Source organism: Amycolatopsis sp. NPDC049868, assembly GCF_044461365.1.
Classification (GTDB): Bacteria; Actinomycetota; Actinomycetes; order Mycobacteriales; family Pseudonocardiaceae; genus Amycolatopsis.
In genome coordinates this window covers 482,091-501,295 of record NZ_JBITKV010000005.1, presented here as the reverse complement: position 1 = coordinate 501,295, position 19,205 = coordinate 482,091, and the positions used below count along the sequence as shown (strand labels likewise).

The window sequence follows — 19,205 nt, the reverse complement described above, 5'->3', positions numbered from 1 at the left end:
ACCTCTCCGGACGGGTGTGTCGGAAACCACGTCCGGTGTGCGATCGTGAGCGCGTGACGGCGAGACGGCACGCCGCTGAAGAGCTCGCCGCCGAGCACAGCGCGGTGCTCGGCGGGCTTCTTCGCGAGCGCGAAGAGCTGCTCGCGACCCTCGACCGGGTCGCGGCCCTCAACGGCACCGCGCGGCTGATCCGCGAGTCGATCGGCACGCATTCCGGCTTCGTCGCCGAGCTGGCCGGGCCCGAAGAGGCGGTCATCCGCTGGATGTCGGGCACCCGCACGGACGCGCTGCAGGACCTCGCCGTGCCCATCGGCCAGGGCATCGGCGGGCGGGTACTCGCGCTGGGCAAGCCGGTGAGGGTCAACGACTACGTCAACTCGCCGAGTATCACCCACCAGTTCGACGCCCAGGTCCGCGGCGAGGGCCTCGCCGCGATGATCGCCGTCCCGATCGTCAGCGGGACCGAGACCGTCGCCATCGCGTACGCCGCCATGCGTGAGCGCCGCGACTTCGGCGACGACGCGGTCCAGTCCCTCGAAGACATCGCCACCGAGGCCGGGCGGGCGCTGAAACTGGCGTCGGTCGCCGAGGCCGACCGCGAGACGGCGCTGTCCGCCGAGCGGCTGCGGATGCAGAGCGCGCTGCACGATTCGGTCGGCGCGCTGCTGTTCTCCATCGGTGTCCAGGTGCGGAACCTGCACGAGGACATCAGCGACAACCCGGCGCTCGAATCGCGGCTGCGGCGGCTGGAGGGCGACGTGTCGGCCGCGTCGAGGGCGCTGCGCGAGTCGCTGCTCGCGCTGTCGGAGTCGAGCCCGGAACGCGCGCTGCCGGTGGAGCTGGCCGAGCACTGCCGTTCGTTCCAGGCTCGCTGCGGTGTCCCGGCGCGGTTCGTGCAGCTCGCGCCGGTGCCCAGACTGGATGCCGAACGCACCGGCCTGCTGGTGGCGGCCGTCCGGGAAGGCCTGCTCAACGTGGAGAAACACGCCGAAGCGCTGTCCGTCGTGGTCAGCCTGCTGCCCAGTGACGACGGCGTGCAGGTGGTCGTCGCCGACGACGGGACCGGCCGTCGCGCCGAAGACGCCGAGGAGCCCGAACCCGGCACCGGTATGGGGCTGCGCGCGCTGGCCGAACGCGCCGCGCGGCTCGGTGGCCGGGTCAGCCTGGTCCGCGACGACGACGATGGGTGCACGCTGCGCGCCTGGGTGCCGGAACCGTGCCGTCGCCGGTGACGGTGCTCGTCGTGGACGACCATCCGGTGGTCCGCGACGGGGTGAGCCTGCTGCTGCGGTACGACCCGGCGATGACCGTGGTCGGCTCGGCCGAGACCGGCCGGTCCGCGATCCGGCGGGCGGGTGAGCTGAAACCGGTGCTGATCCTGCTGGACCTGCGGTTGCCGGACATGCTCGCGCCCGAGGTGATCGCCGAACTCCGCCGGGTGCACCCGGCCGGGCGGATCGTGGTGTTCACCGCGCACGGCGACCATCAGGGCGTGCGGGCCGCGCTGGATTCCGGGGCGCACGGCTGCCTGCTCAAGGACGTCGCCGGGACGGATCTGGTGGCGGCGTTGCGGCAGGTGCTCAAGGGTGAGCGCGTCGTCGATCCGCGCATCTTCCCCGACGACGGCCAGCGGTCCGACGCGCTGGCCCGCAGCGGGCTGACGCGGCGCGAGTACGAGGTTTTAAGACTCGCCGCGCAGGGCCAGACGAATCCGGAGATCGCGGAATCGACCGGGCTGGCGCGGAACACGGTGAAGACCTACCTGCAGTCCGCCCTGCACAAACTCGGCGCCCGGAACCGCGTCGAGGCCATCGGCAAAGCCTCCGAAGCCGGCCTCCTCTGACCCGCATGTGACGATGCCGTTGGTCAAGCCAAGCCTGGGCCGATCAGGCGGGGTGAGCCCAAAGCGGCAGAACCCGGCCGCGGCTAACCCGAAACGCCACTCACGAGCCTCTGAGGTACATGAAGGCCCCCTTCCTGTACCTAGGCGCAAGGAAGGGGGCCTTCATGTACTTGGCAAGGCGTGAAGGTCGAGTTTCTGGTGCTTATGGGGCTCGTGTTCCGTAGTTGGGGATCAATCGCAGCCGCAATCCACGTAGGTACCTAAGACACCGTCGACCACTGCGCCCACCAGCCAGGAACCACCCCGTCCGGATAACCCAACAGCATCATGTGGCGGGACGAACCCCTTCAACTCCCGTGTCCGTTTTGTGTCCGGGTGGGTCTCCAGGTGGGGGTAACGCGGCGGAGGGTGCCCACGCAGGATGACCGCCACCGATCGTGACTCGCGTCACACGGATGGAGGAGGCGGCTTGCTGAGTGTTCGCGATCTTCAGGTGCGGTACGGCCGATCGGTGGCCGCACTGCACGGGGTCGACCTCGACGTTTCACCTGATGGCGTGCTGGCCGTGCTCGGCAGCAACGGGGCCGGGAAGTCGACCCTGCTGCGCACCGTCTCCGGCACGCTGCGCATGCACCGCGGCTCGGTTTCCGCCGGCGAGGTGCGCTACGACGGCAAACCACTGACCAAACTGGACCCCGCCCGCATCGTCGGTCTCGGTGTGGTCGGCGTCCCCGAAGGCCGCCAGGTCTTCGCGCGGATGACGGTCGAGGAGAACCTGCGCGCGGGCGGGATCGGCGCCCGCTCCCCCGAGCAGCGCGCCGCCGCCCGCAAACGCGTCGACGAGCTCTTCCCGGTCCTGTCCGAACGGGCCAAACAGCGCGCGGGCCTGCTCTCCGGCGGCGAGCAGCAGATGCTCGCCATCGGCCGTGCGCTGATGTCCGGCCCGCGGTTGTTGCTGCTCGACGAACCTTCGCTCGGTCTCGCGCCGAAGATCGTCGAGCGGATCGGCGACATCATCCGCGAGATCCACGAACAGGGCACCGCCGTGGTGCTGGTCGAGCAGAACGCCGTGATGGCGTTGCGCGTCGCCGATCACGCGATCGTCCTCGAAGTCGGCCGGGTCGCGCTGGCCGGGACGACGGCCGAACTCGCGGCGAGCGAGGAGGTCCAGCGGCTCTACCTCGGCGGTCACGCCGAATCGCAGGCCACCGCCGAAGCCGAAGCCGCCGATGCCCGCAAGCACCTCGCGGGCCGGAGCCTGTCGAGGTGGGCCGGATGACGCCGCCCGAGTTGCGCGTCGAGAACGTGACCCTGCGTTTCGGCGGGATCCGGGCGCTGGACGACGTCTCCTTCACCGTCGGCTCCGGTTCGCTGCACGCGCTCATCGGCCCGAACGGCGCCGGGAAGTCCAGCTGCTTCAACGTGATCAGCGGCCTCTACCGGGCGAACGCCGGCCGCGTCCGGCTCGGCGACACCGTCCTTTCCGGACTCCCGCCGCACCGGCTGGCCCGCCTCGGCGTCGGCCGGTCGTTCCAGAACGCCGCCCTCTCCCCCGGCTCGACCGTGCTCGACAACGTCATGCTCGGCCGCCACGCGCTGACCAAGGGCGGTTTCCTCGCCTGCGGGCTCCGTCTGCCGTGGACGGTCCGGGCCGAACGGCGGCATTCCGCGCGGGTGCGGGAGATCTGCGACTTCCTCGGCATCGGCGGGCTGGTGGACCTCCCGGTCGGCGCGCTGCCCTACGGCGCGGTGAAACGGGTCGACCTCGCCCGCGCGCTCGCCGTCGAACCGGTCCTGCTGCTGCTCGACGAACCCGCGGCGGGCATGAACGCGACCGAGACCGCCGAACTGGCCGGGACGATCCGCGACGTCCGGGACGAGCTCGGCATCTCGATCCTGCTGGTGGAACACGACATGGGGCTGGTGATGGGCATCGCGGACCGGGTCACCGTCCTGGACTTCGGCAAACGCATCGCCGACGGCACACCGGCCGAGGTCCAGTCGGATCCGGACGTGATCAGGGCATATCTCGGCACGGAGGCCACGGCGTGAACACATTCCTGCAACTCGTGGTGAACGGACTCGGCAAGGGCGCGGTGTTCGCGTTGCTGGCGCTGGGTTTCGTGATCATCTTCAAGGCCACCGAGGTGGTCAACTTCGCGCACGGCTCGCTCGTGCTCTTCGGCGGTTACCTGGTCGTCGTGACCCGCGAAGCGCTCGGCTGGGCCGGTGCCTCGCTGGTCGGCATCGTCTCGGCGGGCCTGCTCGCCCTCCTGCTGGAACGGTTCCTGCTGTCCCGCTCGCGGCACGCGGACGCGAACAGCCTGGCGTTGCTGACCATCGGCGTCGACGTGATCGTCACCGAGGAGATCGTGCGGCGGCTCGGTGTCACGCTGCCGTTCCTCGGCGACGCCTGGGACGCGAAGCCGTTCCAGCTCGGCGGGATCACGCTGTTCCGCACACATCTGGTGGCACTGCTCGTCGCCGCCGTGCTGATCACCGCGTTCACGCTGGCGTTCAAGTACTCGAACTGGGGCGTCGCGATGCGCGCACAGGCCGAGAACCGCGAGGCCGCCGCGTTGATGGGGATCCGCAGTTCCCGGGTGACGGCGACCGCATGGGTGGTCGCGGGCGTGCTCGCCGGGGTCGCGGTGCTCTTCATCGCCACGCAGGACTTCTCCGGCGCCGGGCTGTCCCGCGGCACGCACTCCATCGCGCTCGCGGCGTTCCCCGCGGCCATCCTCGGCGGGCTGGACTCGACCGCGGGCGCGGTGGTGGGCGGCCTGGTCGTCGGGCTGGTCGAGGCGCTTTCGGCGCAGTACGTGTCGTTCGACTTCTCCAAGAGCGCGGTCTTCCTGGTGATGCTCGTGGTCCTGGTGGTGCGGCCGTCGGGGTTGTTCGGGACGAGGGAGAGCACACGTGTCTGACACCGCTGTGAAAACCCCTGCCGAAGCCCCGGCGGCACCGCCCGCGAAACGTGATCGGGGGCGCCTGGTCAAAGCGCTGGCCTGGGTCGCGCTGCTGGTCGTCCTGCTCGCGATCCCGTTGTACCTCGACGCCGCCTGGCTGAAGGCCGGGCAGTACATGATGATCGGCGGGGTCGGCGCGATCGGGCTGACGCTGCTGGTCGGGCAGGCCGGGCAGCTGTCGCTGGCACACGCGTTCTTCCTGCTGGCCGGCGCGACCGGGTACACCGTCCTTTCCGGACCGGCCGACGACGAGCGGGTGTTCGGGCTCGGGCTCGATCCCGGGCTGTCGCTGGTCGGCGCGGTGGTCATCGCCGCGTTGCTGGGGCTGGCGTTCGCGCCGGTCTCCGGACGGCTTCGCGGGATCTACCTCGGTGTCGCGTCCCTTTCGCTGGTGTTCCTCGGGCTCTACTTCGGACAGTCGGCCGAGACGCTGACCGGCGGGACGTCGACCGGGCGGACGCCGGAACCGTTCTCGTTGTTCGGCTTCCCGTTCACCAACGGCGGCCCCGAGATCGAGCTGATGGGCGTGCCGATCCGGCAGGCGGAACGGCTCTGGTACCTGTTCCTGCTGCTGACCGTGCTCGCGTTCGTCGTCGCCAAGGCGGCGGTGCGCAGCCGGGTCGGCCGGTCGTGGCGGGCGGTGCGGGACAACGAGGCCGCCGCGTCCGTGATGGGCGTCAGTGTCACGCGGGCCAAGGCGGGCGCGTTCGCGGTCTCCTCGGCGTACGCGGGGCTCGCGGGCGCGATGACCGTGCTGTGGTTCGACATCCTCAAACCCGACGAGAGCGAATTCGGCACGTACGGCATCAACATCTCCATCGCCTTCCTGGCCATGGTGATCATCGGGGGACTCGGCTCGGTGCCCGGCGCGCTGGTGGGCGCGCTGATCGTCAACGGGCTGCCACAGGTTCTTTCGCTGTACTCCGCCGATCTCGGCTGGTTCTCCGGAACCGGGGACGGCGCCTTGACCCCGATCCTGGTCAGTTCGTTCGTCTACGGCGCCGCGATCATCCTCGTGGTGCTCTTCGAACCGGGCGGGCTCGCCGCGATCGGTCGACGGATCACACCCGCCAGGAAACCTCATCTCCCGGAGGAGCAAGACAAATGAAGCGTATGTATCCGGCCGTCGCGCTGGCGGCGGTCCTCGCCCTTTCGGCGTGCAGCACGAAGGCGGGCGACTCGGGGTCCTCGGGGGCGGACGGCTCGGGCGTCAAGGCGGGCAAAGGGGTGACGGCCTCGGAGATCACCCTCGGCGTGATGACGGACAAGACCGGGGTGTTCAAGAACCTCGGGCTCGGCATCACGCAGGGGAACGAGTTGTGGGCCAAGGACTTCAACGCCGCGGGCGGGGTGTGCGGCCGTCAGGTCAAACTCGAGACCGTCGACCACGGCTACAAGGCGGACACGGCGAAGACGCTGTACCCGCAGATCGAGCCGAAGGTCCTCGGCTTCGTGCAGCTGCTCGGCTCGCCGGTGGTGGCCGCGCTGAAACAGAACATCGCCTCGGACAAGACCGTCGCGGCGCCCGCGTCGTGGTCTTCGGAACTGCTCGACAACCAGTACGTGATGATCGTCGGGACGACGTACGACCTGGAGATCATCGACGGGCTGTCGTACTTCCAGGAAAAGGGCCTGGTGAAGGACGGCGACACGATCGGGCACGTCTACATCGACGGCGAGTACGGCAAGAACGGCCTGCGCGGCTCGCAGTACTACGCGAAGAAGCACAACCTGACGGTGAAGGAGGTCAAGGTCACCTCCACCGACAACGACCTCACCAATATCGTCACCGGGCTCAAGGGCGACGGCGTCAAGGCCATCGTCCTGACCACGTCCCCGGCGCAGACCGGTTCCGCGCTCGCGGCGAACAAGGCGCTCGGGCTCGACGTGCCCGTGCTCGGCAACAACCCGGTGTTCGACCCCGTGCTGTTGAAGAGCCCCGCGGCGAACGCGCTGGACAAACTGACGATCGTCGCCAGCAGCGTCCCGTTCTCCGCCGACATCCCCAAGGCCAAGGAAGTCGCCACGAAGTACAAGGCGGCGTACAAGGAGACCCCGAACGGTGGGATCCCCTACGGTTACGCGGTCGGCGAGGTGTGGGGCGCGGTGCTCAAGAAGGCCTGCGAGAACAAGGACCTCACTCGCGACGGTATCGCGGCGGCGCTGAAGCAGACGACGTCGGCGAGCACGGGGGATCTCGTGGCGGCGCTGGACTTCTCGAAGGCGGGCACCCCGGCGACGCGTCAGGTGTACGCGGCGACACCGGACGCGTCGGCCGAGGGCGGGGTCCGCTACGTCAAGCCGCTGTTCGAGGCTCCCGAGGCGAAGGAGTACGTGGCTCCGCACCAGAAGTGAGTCTCGCTTCGGCGAGCGCGTCCGCTTCGGCCAACGGCGTGGTGCCGTTGGCCGAAGCGGCGTCGAGGATCCCTTGCGTGGTCTTCTCCAGTGCCTCGACGCGGGTGAGCGCCTCGGCGTGGGTGAGGTTCTGCTTCTCCCGGCCGAGTGTGTAGACGACTCCCCCGGCGCTCGCGACGAAATCCGGGATCCACAGGATTCCCCTGGCCGCGAGGTCGTCGGCCACCGTGTCGTCGGTGAGCTGGTTGTTGGCCGGGCCGACCACGAGCGGCGCGGCGACCTCGGTTCCCGTGTCGAAGACCCCGCCCACGGCGGCCGGGATCAGGACGTCGGCCTCGATGCCGAGCACCTGATCCGGCGTCACCTGTTTCAGGCCTTGTTCGCGCGCCGCGGCGAGGCGTCGTTCGTCCACATCGGACACGACGACCTCGGCACCCCGTGTGACCAGCGCGCCGGCCAGGTGGGCGCCGACCGAGCCGTAGCCGCTGATGACCACTTTGCGGCCCTTCATCCCGTCGTCGCCGAAGACCGCCCGCGCGCCCGCGCGCAGGGCCGCGAGCACACCGACGGCGGTCGGTCCGCTCGAAGAACCGGTGCCGCCGTGCTCCTCGGGCAGGCAGAAGACGTGCGGGGTCCGCTCGCGCAGCACGAGCATGTCCTCCGGACCGGTTCCGACGTCCGGCCCGGCGAGATACGCACCGTCGAGTGACGCGATGAGGTCGGCGTGGTCGAGCAGGATCTCGCGCCGCCGCTCGGCGGACGGCACGCCGTCGAGCGCGACGACGCTCTTGCCACCGCCGAAGTCCAGGCCCGCGACCGCGCATTTGCGGGTCATCGCCGCGGACAACCGCAGGACGTCGTCGATCGCGTCGTGGACACGCGGATAGACCTTGAACCGGCAGCCGCCGACGGCCGGGCCGAGCGTGCTCGAGTGCACGGCCACCATCGTCGTCACCCCGGACCGGCGCCCCCGCCGGACGACCAACTCCTGTACGGACATCTCACTCCTCGTCTCCGCATTTAGTCGACTGAATGCGCTGAAGTTAGGGTGATGCGCGGGGCTACAGGGGCTCCGCCGAACGATATTCGGCAAGGCCGGTGAAGGAGCGGACGTGGACGAACTTGATTCGGCGATCATCCGGGAACTCCAGGCGGATGCGCGGCAGTCGAACCGCGACATCGCCCGCAAGGTCGGCGTCGCGCCGTCGACCTGCCTGGAACGGACCAGGCTGCTGCGGGAGCGCGGCGTCATCCGCGGGTATCACGCCGACATCGACCTGCGCAGCCTCAACCGCGGCGTGCAGGCGATGGTCTCGGCGCAGGTGCGGCCGCTGAGCCGGGAGGTGATCGATTCCTTCCAGCGTTCGGTCGCGGAATTGCCCGAGGTCCTTTCCGTCTTCGTCACCGCCGGCAGCGACGATTTCCTGATCCACGTCGCCGCCCAGGACGTCGATCAGCTCCACGCATTCCTGGTGGATCGGTTGGCGAAGCGCAAAGAGATCATCGGCTTCCGCAGTTCGATCATTTTCCGGCATCTGCGCAAGACCGAGCTGGAACCGCTTCCGCACCGAATACCGGGTGACACCCCCTAGGTCCTTACCCCGGAATACCCGACACACCACCCCTAAGTACGCCCGAAATCCAAGACTTCGCATCGTAGGAGACGGAAACTGTCGGGGGTATGGGTTTGACTGGTAAGAGCGGAAACGGAAAGGAGGCGCGCCATGGACGTTCGGACGGGCCTGAACCATCGTGAGCGGGCCACCCTGAGAGCCGTGGCCGAGGGCCACGCCGAGATCAGCTGCAGCTGCGAGCCGGACCTGTTCGTCGACGGTCTCGCCTGCTGCGACCAGCACACCGCGCATCGCCTCGCCCACCTCGGCCTGGTGATGCCCGCGCGGGGCGGCCGATGGGGCGAGCGCGTTCCCGCCCTGCTCACCGAGGCCGGAGCGGTGGCGCTGGAAGGCGCGTTCCCGCCGCTGGCCGCCGCTTAAAAAGCGTTTGCGGGTGCGCGCGGGGAGCGCCACGATCGCGTGATGCGTGTCTTTCTGGAGACCGAGCGGCTCGTACTGCGGCAGTTCACCGGCGCCGACGTCGACAACCTGTTCGCGCTCTACGACGATCCCGAAGTCATGCGGTACCTCAATGGGGGCGAACCCGCCGACCGGGCGGAGATCGAAAACCTGGACCTTCCCGCCTTTCTCGGTTACTACGAGCGTTTCCCCGGTTACGGGTTCTGGGCGGCGATCGAGAAAGCGAGCGGGGATTTCCTGGGGTGGTTCCATTTCCGCCCGTTGCGCGGTCACCACTCGGACGATCCGGAGCTGGGCTACCGGCTGAACCGGTCGTGCTGGGGCAAGGGGTACGCGACCGAAGGTTCGCTCGCGCTGCTGGAGAAGGGGTTCACCGAATTCGGGGCCCGGCGGATCTGGGCGGCGACCATGGCGGTGAACCGGGGGTCCCGGCGGGTGATGGAAAAGATCGGGATGCGGTACGTCCGGACCTATCACGAGCACTTCGACCACCCGATCCCCGGTACGGAGGAGGGCGAGGTCGAGTACGCCATCACCCTGGACGAGTGGCGCTCCCGCGCCAACCCGTAACTCGCGTGATCAGGCGGCGCACTCGCGTGATCAGGCGGCGCACTCGCGTGATCAGAGGGACGACACGGCCCCGCCCACGCCAATCTCGTGTCGTCCGCCTGATCACGTGAGTGCGCCGTCCAATCACGTGAGTGCGCTCTCCAATCACGTGAGTGCGCTCTCCAATCACGCGAATGACGGGTCCGGTCACGCGGTGGGCAGCCAGGTCTCGCCGATCTCCTCGGCCAGGGCCTCCCCGCCGGTGAGGTCGGCGAGCCACGCGTGGAAGGTGTCCCCCTGATCCGGCGCGAGCCCGACGTCGAAATGCGCGACGTCCTCGAACCGCGTCGCGTGCAGCAGGTACGGCGACGAACGGATGTCGTTCTCCAGGCGGCCGGCCCGGTCGTAGTCGACGACGACCTCCACCAGCCGCAGCCGCCGGTACTCCCGCACCCCGACGACGTCGACGGCCTCCGAAACGGCCTGCCCGTACGCGCGGATCAGCCCGCCGGCGCCGAGCAGCACCCCGCCGAAGTACCGGGTCACCACGGCGACGGTGTCGGTCAGCTCGCGGCGGCGGAGCACCTCGAGCATCGGGGTGCCCGCCGTGCCGGCGGGCTCGCCGTCATCACTCGATCGTTGGGTGCGTCCGTCGGCGCCCAGCACGAACGCGTGACAGTGGTGCCTGGCCGCCGGATCGGCCTTCTTCCGGGCGGCGATCACCTCGCGGGCCGCCTCTTCCGAGGTGACCGGCGCGAGCGCGCAGAGGAAGCGCGACCGCCGGATTTCGATCTCGTGGACCCCGGTGCCCGCCACGGTGAGATAACGATCCGCCATCGGCCAAGCCTCTCAAACCGGGCAGGTCACTCTGCCGTTCGGGCGATTCGACGGTCACCCGAGGTCACCAAGGCACGGGCGAAACCCACTCGACCGCGCGACCCAGGTCACACTTTCGGACGAGCCGGTCAGTGATAAGCGCAGGTCAGCGCGCTGATGCTCCACTCAGTGGACACGTCGTTCCAGCTCGTGGGCCGATGATGTTTGAAGTCAACGCCCGCGTGGCATTTCCCACCCCGACCAAGCGACGTATGTCGATAACAGCGATTTCACACTATCGTCATAAGACCGGCGAACCCGGGAGTAACACGTGTACCCGCCAGCCACCCACCACAGCGGCCAGGCGGCACCCACGTGCACAGCAGTACCGATATGCGCATCGGCCGCCCAGTGCAGTGCGGCTCTACGAGGCCTGTCCCCGTTTCCGCGGGCAGGATCGTTCCCTCTCGACTGACCATCGCGGTCCCGGACCACTCCGTTAACTGGTTCACGCACGAACCACCCGAACGGAGTGGTACCGGTCGCGCCGACGCCTTGGGAGGCGGCCAGCCGTGACCCACCATGCCAGCTATAAGGGCAGCAAGGCCCCCGAAGGCCTGTACGACCCGGAGTTCGAACACGACGCCTGTGGTGTCGCGTTCGTCGCAGATCTCTCCGGTAAACGCGATCACGGCATCGTCGCCAAAGCGCTGATCGCGCTGCGGAACCTGGAACATCGCGGGGCCCGCGGCGCCGACCCGGAGACCGGCGACGGCGCCGGGATCCTCATCCAGGTCCCCGACGAGTTCTATCGCGAGGTCGTCGACTTCGACCTTCCCGCGCCCGGCGCCTACGCCGTCGGCACGGCTTTCCTTCCGCAGGACGAAAACGCCCGCGGCCGCGCGATGACGACCATCGAGCGCGTCGCCGCCGAAGAGGGCATGCGGGTGCTCGGCTGGCGTGACCTGCCGGTCCACACCGAACACGTCGGCACCGGCGCCGCCGAGACCATGCCGCATTTCAGCCAGTTGTTCCTGGCGGGCAACGACGCGCTGGAGGGCCTGGCGCTGGAACGCGCCGCCTTCGTGGTGCGCAAGCGCGCCGAGCACGAGCTCGTCGAGGACGACGTCTATTTCCCCAGCCTCTCCTCGCGCACGATCGTCTACAAAGGAATGCTCACCGAGCCGCAGGTCGAGAAGTTCTTCGCCGACCTCACCGACGAGCGAGTCACCAGCGCCATCGGCCTGGTGCACTCCCGGTTCTCCACCAACACCTTCCCGTCGTGGCCGCTGGCGCACCCGTACCGGTACGTCGCCCACAACGGCGAGATCAACACCCTGCGCGGCAACCGGAACTGGATGGACGCGCGGGAGGCGCTGCTCGAATCCGACCTGATCCCCGGTGATCTCAAGCGGATCTACCCGATCATCACCCGCGGCGCGAGTGACTCGGCGTCCTTCGACGAGGTGCTGGAGCTGCTCCACCTCGGCGGCCGTTCGCTGCCCCACGCGGTGCTGATGATGATCCCGGAGGCCTGGGAGAACCATCAAGAGATGGACCCGGCGCGCCGCGCGTTCTACGAGTTCCACTCGACACTGATGGAGCCGTGGGACGGCCCCGCGCTGGTCTCCTTCACCGACGGCACCCAGATCGGCGCGGTCCTCGACCGCAACGGCCTGCGCCCCGCCCGGTACTGGGTCACCGAAGACGGCCTCGTCGTCCTCGCCAGCGAGGTCGGCGTGCTGGAGCTGGAGCAGTCCACGATCGTCCGCAAAGGACGGTTGGAGCCGGGCCGCATGTTCCTCGTGGACACGGCCGCCGGCCGGATCGTCGAGGACGAGGAGATCAAGAACGAGCTCGCCACCGAGCACCCGTACGACGAATGGGTCGAAGACGGCCTGCTCCCGCTCGACGGGCTTCCCGAGCGTGAGCGCGAGATCCCGCCGCACGCCGCGCTCGTGCGCCGTCAGCAGGCGTTCGGCTACACCGAGGAGGAGCTCGACGTCCTGCTCGAACCGATGGCCCGCACCGGCGCGGAGCCGATCGGCTCGATGGGCAACGACTCCCCCATCGCGTCGCTGTCCAGCCGTCCGCGGTTGCTCTTCGACTACTTCATCCAGCTCTTCGCCCAGGTGACCAACCCGCCGCTGGACGCGATCCGCGAGGAACTGGTCACCTCGCTGGGCACCCAGCTGGGCGCGGAGCCGAACCTCCTGGAGGCGGGCGCCAAGTCGTGCCGCCGGATCGTGCTGCCGTTCCCGGTACTGGACAACGACGAGCTCGCGAAGCTGGTGCACGTCAACGACGACGGCGACCTGCCGGAGTTCCAGGCGGTCACCGTGCAGGGCACCTACGACGTCCACGGCGGCGGCGAGGCGCTCGTGCGGCGGCTCGACGAGATCCGCGCCGAGGTGTCCGCGGCCATCGCCGAGGGCGCGCGGCTGATCGTGCTTTCCGACCGCGGGATCGACGAAGACCACGCGGCCATCCCGTCGCTGCTGCTCACCGGCGCGGTGCATCACCACCTGGTGCGCGAAAAGACCCGTACGCAGGTCGGCCTCATCGTCGAGGCCGGCGACGCACGCGAGGTGCACCACATCGCGCTGCTGATCGGCTACGGCGTCGCGGCGGTGAACCCGTACCTGGCGATGGCGACCGTCGAGGAGATGGCCGATCAGGGCCTGATCGCCGGTGCCACCGCCAAGCAGGCGACCGCGAATCTGATCAAGGCGCTGGGCAAGGGCGTCCGCAAGACCATGTCGAAGATGGGTGTGTCCACAGTGGCCTCCTACACCGGCGCGCAGATCTTCGAAGCGGTCGGGCTCGGCGACGAGGTCATCCAGAACTGCTTCACCGGCACCACTTCCCGGCTCGGCGGCGTCGGCTTCGACACGCTCGCGCTGGAGGTCGCCGAACGGCACCGCCGCGCGTTCCCGCGCGACGGGTTCCGCGCGAACCACCGCGAGCTGGAGACCGGTGCGGACTACCAGTGGCGCCGCGAGGGCGAGCCGCATTTGTTCAACCCGCAGACGGTGTTCAAGTTGCAGCACTCCACCCGTGCCGGGAAGTACGAGGTCTTCAAGGAGTACACGAAGGCCGTCGACGACCAGGCGCAGAAGCTGTACACGCTGCGCGGGCTGTTCGACTTCAAGGTCGGCAGGCGGCCCGCGGTGCCGATCGAAGAGGTCGAGCCGGTCTCCGAGATCGTCAAGCGGTTCGCCACCGGCGCGATCTCCTACGGGTCGATCTCGGCGGAGATGCACGAAACCCTGGCCATCGCGATGAACCGCCTCGGCGGCAAGTCGAACACCGGTGAGGGCGGCGAGGATCCGGAACGGCTCTACGACCCCGAGCGCCGCAGCGCGGTCAAGCAGGTCGCCAGCGGCCGGTTCGGCGTCACGAGCGAGTATCTGGTCAACGCCGACGACATCCAGATCAAGATGGCGCAGGGCGCGAAGCCCGGTGAAGGTGGCCAGCTGCCCGGCGCGAAGGTGTACCCGTGGATCGCGAAGACGCGGCACTCCACGCCGGGTGTCGGGCTGATCTCCCCGCCGCCGCACCACGACATCTACTCGATCGAGGATCTGGCGCAGCTGATCCACGACCTCAAGAACGCCAACCCGGCGGCGCGCATCCACGTGAAGCTCGTGTCCGAGGTCGGCGTGGGCACGGTCGCGGCCGGTGTTTCCAAGGCACACGCCGATGTCGTGCTCATCTCCGGGCACGACGGCGGCACGGGTGCTTCGCCGCTGTCGTCGATCAAGCACGCGGGCGGCCCCTGGGAACTCGGGCTCGCCGAGACACAGCAGACGTTGCTGGCCAACCGGTTGCGTGACCGGATCGTCGTGCAGACCGACGGCCAGCTCAAAACCGGCCGTGACGTCGTCATCGCCGCGCTGCTCGGGGCCGAGGAGTTCGGTTTCGCGACCGCGCCGCTGGTGGTGTCCGGCTGCATCATGATGCGGGTGTGTCACCTCGACACCTGCCCGGTCGGCGTCGCGACGCAGAACCCGAAGCTGCGCGAGAAGTTCAGCGGCAAGGCCGAGTACGTGGTGAACTTCTTCGAGTTCATCGCCCAGGAGGTCCGGGAGTACCTGGCGGAGCTGGGTTTCCGATCCATCGCCGAGGCCGTCGGCCACGCAGAGATGCTCGACAAGCGCAAGGCGATCGATCACTGGAAGGCCGCCGGTCTCGACCTGACGCCGATCTTCCACGTACCCGACACCGCGCCCGCCGGACTGCGTCACCAGCAGACGGTGCAGGACCACGGGCTGGAGAAGGCGCTCGACAATACGCTGATCCAGCTCGCCGAGGGCGCGCTGTCGTCCGGGGACAAGGTGCGGCTGGAACTGCCGGTCCGCAACGTGAACCGGACCGTCGGCACCATGCTCGGCCACGAGCTGACCAAGCGGTGGGGTGGCGAAGGCCTGCCGGACAACACGATCGACGTCACCTTCACCGGGACCGCCGGTCAGTCGTTCGGCGCGTTCGTGCCCAAGGGCATCACGCTGCGGCTCTACGGCGACGGCAACGACTACGTCGGCAAGGGGCTCTCCGGTGGACGGCTCATCGTGCGGCCGCCGAAGGTGGCGCGGTACAACGCCGAAGAGCACATCATCGCGGGCAACGTGATCGGCTACGGCGCGACCAGCGGCGAGATCTTCATCCGCGGCAAGGTCGGCGAACGGTTCTGCGTGCGCAACTCGGGCGCGCTGGCCATCGTCGAGGGCGTCGGCGACCACGGTTGCGAGTACATGACCGGTGGCCGCGTCGTCGTGCTCGGCGGGGTGGGCCGTAACTTCGCGGCCGGGATGTCGGGCGGCGTCGCCTACGTGCTGGACCTTCCGGCGCACCGGATCAACCCGGAGATGGTCGACATCGACCCGCTGGATTCGTCCGATGTGGACTTCCTGCGCGAGGCGCTCGAAAAGCATTACGACGAAACGGAGTCCGCGGTCGCGCGTGCGCTGCTCGCCGACTGGGACGCCGCCGTCGACCGGTTCGGCAAGGTCATGCCGAAGGACTACAAGCGCGTGCTCGCGGCGCAGGCGAAGGCCGAGCGCGACGGGCGTGACGTGAACGAGGCGATCATGGAGGCCGCACATGGCTGACCCCAAGGGCTTTCTGACCACCACTCGCGAGACGCCCAAGAGCCGTCCCGTCGACCTGCGCCTGATGGACTGGCGCGAGGTGTACGAGGACTTCGCGACGTCGAAACTGCAGAAGCAGGCCGGGCGCTGCATGGACTGCGGTATCCCGTTCTGTCACCAGGGCTGCCCGCTCGGGAACCTCATCCCCGAGTGGAACACGCTGACCTGGCGCGACGATTGGCGCGACGCGGCCGAGCGGCTGCACGCGACCAACAATTTCCCGGAGTTCACCGGGACCCTCTGCCCGGCGCCGTGCGAGACGGCGTGTGTGCTCGGGATCAACGACGATCCCGTCACCATCAAGCGGGTCGAGATCTCGATCATCGACCGGGCCTTCGAAGAAGGCTGGGTCACGCCGCAGAAGCCGGTGGCGCTCACCGGCAAGAAGGTGGCGGTGGTCGGGTCCGGCCCGTCGGGACTCGCCGCGGCGCAGCAGCTCACGCGCGCGGGCCACAGTGTCGTGGTCTTCGAGCGGGCCGACAAGATCGGCGGGCTGCTGCGCTACGGCATCCCCGAATTCAAGATGGAGAAGCACCGCCTCGACCGCCGTCTCGACCAGATGCGCGCCGAGGGCACGGAATTCCGGACCTCGGTGAACGTCGGCGTCGACCTCACCGTCGAGGAGCTGAAGTCGTCCTACGACGCCGTGGTCCTCGCCGGCGGCGCGACCGCGTGGCGGGATCTGCCGATCACCGGCCGCGAGCACGCCGGTATCCACCAGGCGATGGAGTTCCTTCCGCACGCCAACCGCGTCGCCGCCGGCGAACTGGACGTCTCGCCGATCAGTGCCGAGGGCCTCGACGTCGTGGTCATCGGAGGCGGTGACACCGGTGCGGACTGCGTCGGGACCTCGCACCGCCAGGGCGCGAAGTCGGTGACGCAGCTGGAGATCATGCCGAAGCCGCCGCTTTCGCGGTCCGACGCGCACCCGTGGCCGACGTACCCGATGATCTACCGCGTCTCGTCCGCGCACGAGGAGGGCGGCGAGCGGCTGTACTCGGTCAACACGCAGGAGTTCGCCGCCGACGCCGACGGCCGGGTGCGGGCGCTGAAGCTGGTCGAGGTGCGCAACGAGGGCGGCAAGTTCGCCCCGGTTCCCGGAACCGAACGCGAACTGCCCGCGCAGCTGGTGCTGCTCGCGATGGGCTTCGTCGGCCCGGAGCGGGAAGGCCTGCTGGAGTCGCTCGACGTCGAACTGGACCAGCGCGGCAACGTCGCCCGCGACAAGGCGTTCAAGACCAGCGTCGACAACGTGTTCGTGGCGGGCGACATGGGCCGCGGCCAGTCGCTCATCGTGTGGGCGATCGCCGAGGGCCGCTCCGCCGCGGCCGGGGTGGACGCGTTCCTCACCGGACGGGACGTGCTGCCCGCCCCGATCGCGCCGACCGACCGGCCGCTCACCTAAGACCGCTTGAGCGCGTGAAGGCCCCCTTCCTGTCCCTAGGCGCAAGGAAGGGGGCCTTCATGTACTGCCGCTGTGGTTGCTGGACTGCGGATGGCGATCGCGTATCGCTTCGGCGGTAATGCGTGCCTCAGGGGACGGCGCGTGTGATCAGGTGGACGACACGCGTGACTGGACGGACGACACCCGCTACACGTCGCGTTTGGTCCTCTGAATGCGGTAGTTGCGCGCGCAACCACCGCAAGCAGAGGACTAAACGCGGGGCGTGATCGGGGTATTGGTTCTTTCGAGTGAAAGAACCGCCGGAAGAGTGTACTTGCGAGTGATGACAGCAAGGTTTCGGTATCGGTTGTATCAAGGGGGTAAGTCCCGTACGGCGGCGGGGACCGGCAAGACCTGCCGGAGCCGCCGGACGGTGTCCCAAGGAGGGGGTTCCTTGATATGTCCGTCGATCTGACCGTGCCCTTGGAATGGAAGACGGCCACCGGCGATGCCGCGAAGATGCTCGACGAACTACAGCCGAACATCCTGAAAGCGCACGCCCGCGACCATTTTTCCGCACTTTTCCTCCGTTTTTCGCCAGGCCCGAGCGCGATGAAGTTCCTCGCGTCGCTCGTCCCGCTGATGAAATCCGCGAAGACCCACCTGACCGAGGTCGAGCGCTTCAAGACCGAAGGCGTGAAGGGGTCGCCCTACGTCGGCACCGGACTGACCTCGGCCGGCTACCGGTTCCTGAAAATCGAGGCACCGCAAGATGAATCCTTCCGGCTGGGCATGCGCACGCAGGAGACCCGCGAGAAGCTGAACGACCCGCCTCGCTCCACGTTCGACGGTGGATACCACGACGAGATCCACGCCGTCGTCATCATCGCCGACGGCGCCGACGCTCCGATGACCGCACGCCGGAACGCGGTTCTCGCGCTGATTCCGTCGACCGTTTCCGTCGTCGCCGAGGAAACCGGATTCGGCCGGGTGAACGCCGACGGCGAGGGGATCGAGCATTTCGGCTACGTCGACGGCCGGAGCCAGCCGCTCTTCCTGGTCGAGGACATCCACGCGGAAAAAACGGGAACGGACGGGATCAGCGTCTGGGATCCGTCCGCTCCGCTGAACCAGGTGCTCGTTCCGGACCACGCCGCGCCCGATCCCGAAGTCCATTTCGGCAGCTACTTCGTTTTCCGCAAATTGGAACAGAATGTGCGGCGATTCAAGCAGTCGGAAGAGGCGCTGGCGGATCAATTGGGACTCGTCGGCGAAGACCGGGAACGGGCGGGGGCGATGATCGTCGGCCGGTTCGAGGACGGCACGCCGTTGACCGCGCAACGGGAAGAGGGCGCGGAAAGTCCGGTACCGAACAACTTCGACTACGGAAACGACATCGCCGGCGCCAAATGTCCCTTCCAGGCGCATATCCGGAAGACGAATCCGCGCGGCAGCGGCGGTGCGGAACCGCCCCCACAGGAACGTCTGCACCTGATGGCGCGGCGGGGTGTGCCCTACGGCGAACGGGCCGACCATCCGAACGCCGACCTGCCGCCGTCCGCCCGGCCCAGCGGCGGGGTCGGCCTGCTGTTCATGGCGTTCAATTCGGCACTGGGCAACCAGTTCGAGTTCACGCAGGCGACCTGGTCGAACAACCCGGGCTTCCCGATCCCGGCCGACGGGGTCAAGCCGCCGGGCCTCGATCCGGTCATCGGCCAGGGCCCGCGCCCGGAATCCGTCTACACCACGGAATGGGCGGGCACCCGGACGGTGACGGCGGATCCGATCCCGCAGGCGGTGACGCTCAAGGGTGGCGACTACTTCTTCATGCCTTCACTCGCCTTCCTGCGCGGACTCGGCGGCAAGGGCTGATCGCACTATCCGCAGAACGTCACCGAAATAGGCGTAAAGCGGATATCAGTCCGTCGCCGGCGGAGATAGCCTGCGAAACGGGCCGGTCCTGGGCGTACCGGCCGCCGGGCGGGCGCCGGTCACACTGGGGGTGGCCGGCGCCCGTTCACTTCGCCATTTCTCCCCGGCGCCCGGAATCCGCCGCTTCTTTCCGGCCGTATCGCGACGCGTAGTACTTTGTCCGGTGCGGTAAGC

Annotated in this window: 15 protein-coding genes; 13 read left to right on the top strand and 2 right to left on the bottom strand. The window is 68.6% G+C overall.

From position 1 onward, the window contains the following. Positions 1-53 precede the first annotated feature (53 nt). The 7 genes from ACIBTM_RS23880 (at position 54) to ACIBTM_RS23850 (ending at position 7,167) form a co-directional block, all read left to right on the top strand. On the top strand, positions 54-1,232 hold the full coding sequence (locus ACIBTM_RS23880) for a GAF domain-containing protein (RefSeq protein WP_395879286.1): 1,179 nt from the start codon (positions 54-56) through the stop codon (positions 1,230-1,232). Further along, positions 1,187-1,843 carry a response regulator transcription factor gene (locus ACIBTM_RS23875; RefSeq protein ID WP_016332103.1) on the top strand — a complete coding sequence of 219 codons (657 nt, stop codon included), beginning with the start codon at positions 1,187-1,189 and terminating at the stop codon, positions 1,841-1,843. Before ACIBTM_RS23880 ends, ACIBTM_RS23875 begins: the two co-directional genes overlap by 46 nt. 469 nt (positions 1,844-2,312) lie before the next feature. Next, the gene (locus ACIBTM_RS23870) at positions 2,313-3,122 is read left to right on the top strand and encodes an ABC transporter ATP-binding protein (RefSeq protein ID WP_043848629.1); all 810 of its coding nucleotides are present in this window, start codon (positions 2,313-2,315) and stop codon (positions 3,120-3,122) included. Next, entirely contained in the window at positions 3,119-3,895 is a 777-nt protein-coding gene (locus ACIBTM_RS23865) for an ABC transporter ATP-binding protein (RefSeq protein ID WP_395879285.1), read from the top strand. Before ACIBTM_RS23870 ends, ACIBTM_RS23865 begins: the two co-directional genes overlap by 4 nt. Further along, positions 3,892-4,770 carry a branched-chain amino acid ABC transporter permease gene (locus ACIBTM_RS23860; protein WP_395879284.1) on the top strand — a complete coding sequence of 293 codons (879 nt, stop codon included), beginning with the start codon at positions 3,892-3,894 and terminating at the stop codon, positions 4,768-4,770. Before ACIBTM_RS23865 ends, ACIBTM_RS23860 begins: the two co-directional genes overlap by 4 nt. Then, entirely contained in the window at positions 4,763-5,920 is a 1,158-nt protein-coding gene (locus ACIBTM_RS23855) for a branched-chain amino acid ABC transporter permease (protein ID WP_395879283.1), read from the top strand. Before ACIBTM_RS23860 ends, ACIBTM_RS23855 begins: the two co-directional genes overlap by 8 nt. Then, a complete protein-coding gene (locus ACIBTM_RS23850; RefSeq protein ID WP_395879282.1) occupies positions 5,917-7,167 on the top strand; it encodes an ABC transporter substrate-binding protein in 1,251 nt (416 codons plus the stop codon). Before ACIBTM_RS23855 ends, ACIBTM_RS23850 begins: the two co-directional genes overlap by 4 nt. Here ACIBTM_RS23850 and ACIBTM_RS23845 read toward each other — a convergent pair. Further along, positions 7,109-8,167, bottom strand: coding sequence for a Glu/Leu/Phe/Val dehydrogenase dimerization domain-containing protein (locus ACIBTM_RS23845; protein WP_395879281.1), 1,059 nt, complete (start codon positions 8,165-8,167; stop codon positions 7,109-7,111). The two genes, ACIBTM_RS23850 and ACIBTM_RS23845, sit on opposite strands and share 59 nt — an antisense overlap. 112 nt (positions 8,168-8,279) lie before the next feature. Here ACIBTM_RS23845 and ACIBTM_RS23840 point away from each other — a divergent pair, with 112 nt between their 5' ends. From ACIBTM_RS23840 to ACIBTM_RS23830, 3 genes are all read left to right on the top strand, one after another. Then, positions 8,280-8,759, top strand: a complete 480-nt coding sequence (locus ACIBTM_RS23840) for an Lrp/AsnC family transcriptional regulator (protein ID WP_395879280.1) — start codon at positions 8,280-8,282, stop codon at positions 8,757-8,759. Positions 8,760-8,891: 132 nt separating this feature from the next. Continuing rightward, a complete protein-coding gene (locus ACIBTM_RS23835; protein ID WP_037346685.1) occupies positions 8,892-9,161 on the top strand; it encodes a hypothetical protein in 270 nt (89 codons plus the stop codon). Between the two features lie 42 nt (positions 9,162-9,203). Beyond that, a complete protein-coding gene (locus ACIBTM_RS23830; RefSeq protein ID WP_395879279.1) occupies positions 9,204-9,770 on the top strand; it encodes a GNAT family N-acetyltransferase in 567 nt (188 codons plus the stop codon). Between the two features lie 186 nt (positions 9,771-9,956). On the opposite strand, the gene ACIBTM_RS23825 is transcribed toward ACIBTM_RS23830, so the two are convergent. Beyond that, positions 9,957-10,586, bottom strand: coding sequence for a YigZ family protein (locus ACIBTM_RS23825; protein WP_395879278.1), 630 nt, complete (start codon positions 10,584-10,586; stop codon positions 9,957-9,959). Between the two features lie 551 nt (positions 10,587-11,137). Between ACIBTM_RS23825 and gltB the strand changes: the two genes are divergently transcribed. The 3 genes from gltB (at position 11,138) to ACIBTM_RS23810 (ending at position 18,971) form a co-directional block, all read left to right on the top strand. Further along, positions 11,138-15,676 carry a glutamate synthase large subunit gene (gene gltB, locus ACIBTM_RS23820; RefSeq protein ID WP_395879277.1) on the top strand — a complete coding sequence of 1,513 codons (4,539 nt, stop codon included), beginning with the start codon at positions 11,138-11,140 and terminating at the stop codon, positions 15,674-15,676. Next, on the top strand, positions 15,669-17,120 hold the full coding sequence (locus ACIBTM_RS23815; protein WP_395879276.1) for a glutamate synthase subunit beta: 1,452 nt from the start codon (positions 15,669-15,671) through the stop codon (positions 17,118-17,120). The genes gltB and ACIBTM_RS23815 overlap by 8 nt, the downstream gene beginning before the upstream one ends. A gap of 438 nt (positions 17,121-17,558) precedes the next feature. Beyond that, entirely contained in the window at positions 17,559-18,971 is a 1,413-nt protein-coding gene (locus ACIBTM_RS23810; protein WP_395879274.1) for a Dyp-type peroxidase, read from the top strand. The last annotated feature ends 234 nt before the right edge of the window (positions 18,972-19,205 follow it).

What these genes read in the sequence shown, in the direction of transcription:
- ACIBTM_RS23865 (WP_395879285.1), top strand. Translation starts at nt 3,119, where the DNA reads ATGACGCCGCCCGAGTTGCGCGTCGAGAACGTGACCCTGCGTTTCGGC.
- ACIBTM_RS23850 (WP_395879282.1), top strand. Translation starts at nt 5,917, where the DNA reads ATGAAGCGTATGTATCCGGCCGTCGCGCTGGCGGCGGTCCTCGCCCTT.
- ACIBTM_RS23845 (WP_395879281.1), bottom strand. Translation starts at nt 8,167, where the DNA reads ATGTCCGTACAGGAGTTGGTCGTCCGGCGGGGGCGCCGGTCCGGGGTG.
- ACIBTM_RS23835 (WP_037346685.1), top strand. Translation starts at nt 8,892, where the DNA reads ATGGACGTTCGGACGGGCCTGAACCATCGTGAGCGGGCCACCCTGAGA.
- ACIBTM_RS23830 (WP_395879279.1), top strand. Translation starts at nt 9,204, where the DNA reads ATGCGTGTCTTTCTGGAGACCGAGCGGCTCGTACTGCGGCAGTTCACC.
- ACIBTM_RS23825 (WP_395879278.1), bottom strand. Translation starts at nt 10,586, where the DNA reads ATGGCGGATCGTTATCTCACCGTGGCGGGCACCGGGGTCCACGAGATC.
- ACIBTM_RS23815 (WP_395879276.1), top strand. Translation starts at nt 15,669, where the DNA reads ATGGCTGACCCCAAGGGCTTTCTGACCACCACTCGCGAGACGCCCAAG.
- ACIBTM_RS23810 (WP_395879274.1), top strand. Translation starts at nt 17,559, where the DNA reads ATGTCCGTCGATCTGACCGTGCCCTTGGAATGGAAGACGGCCACCGGC.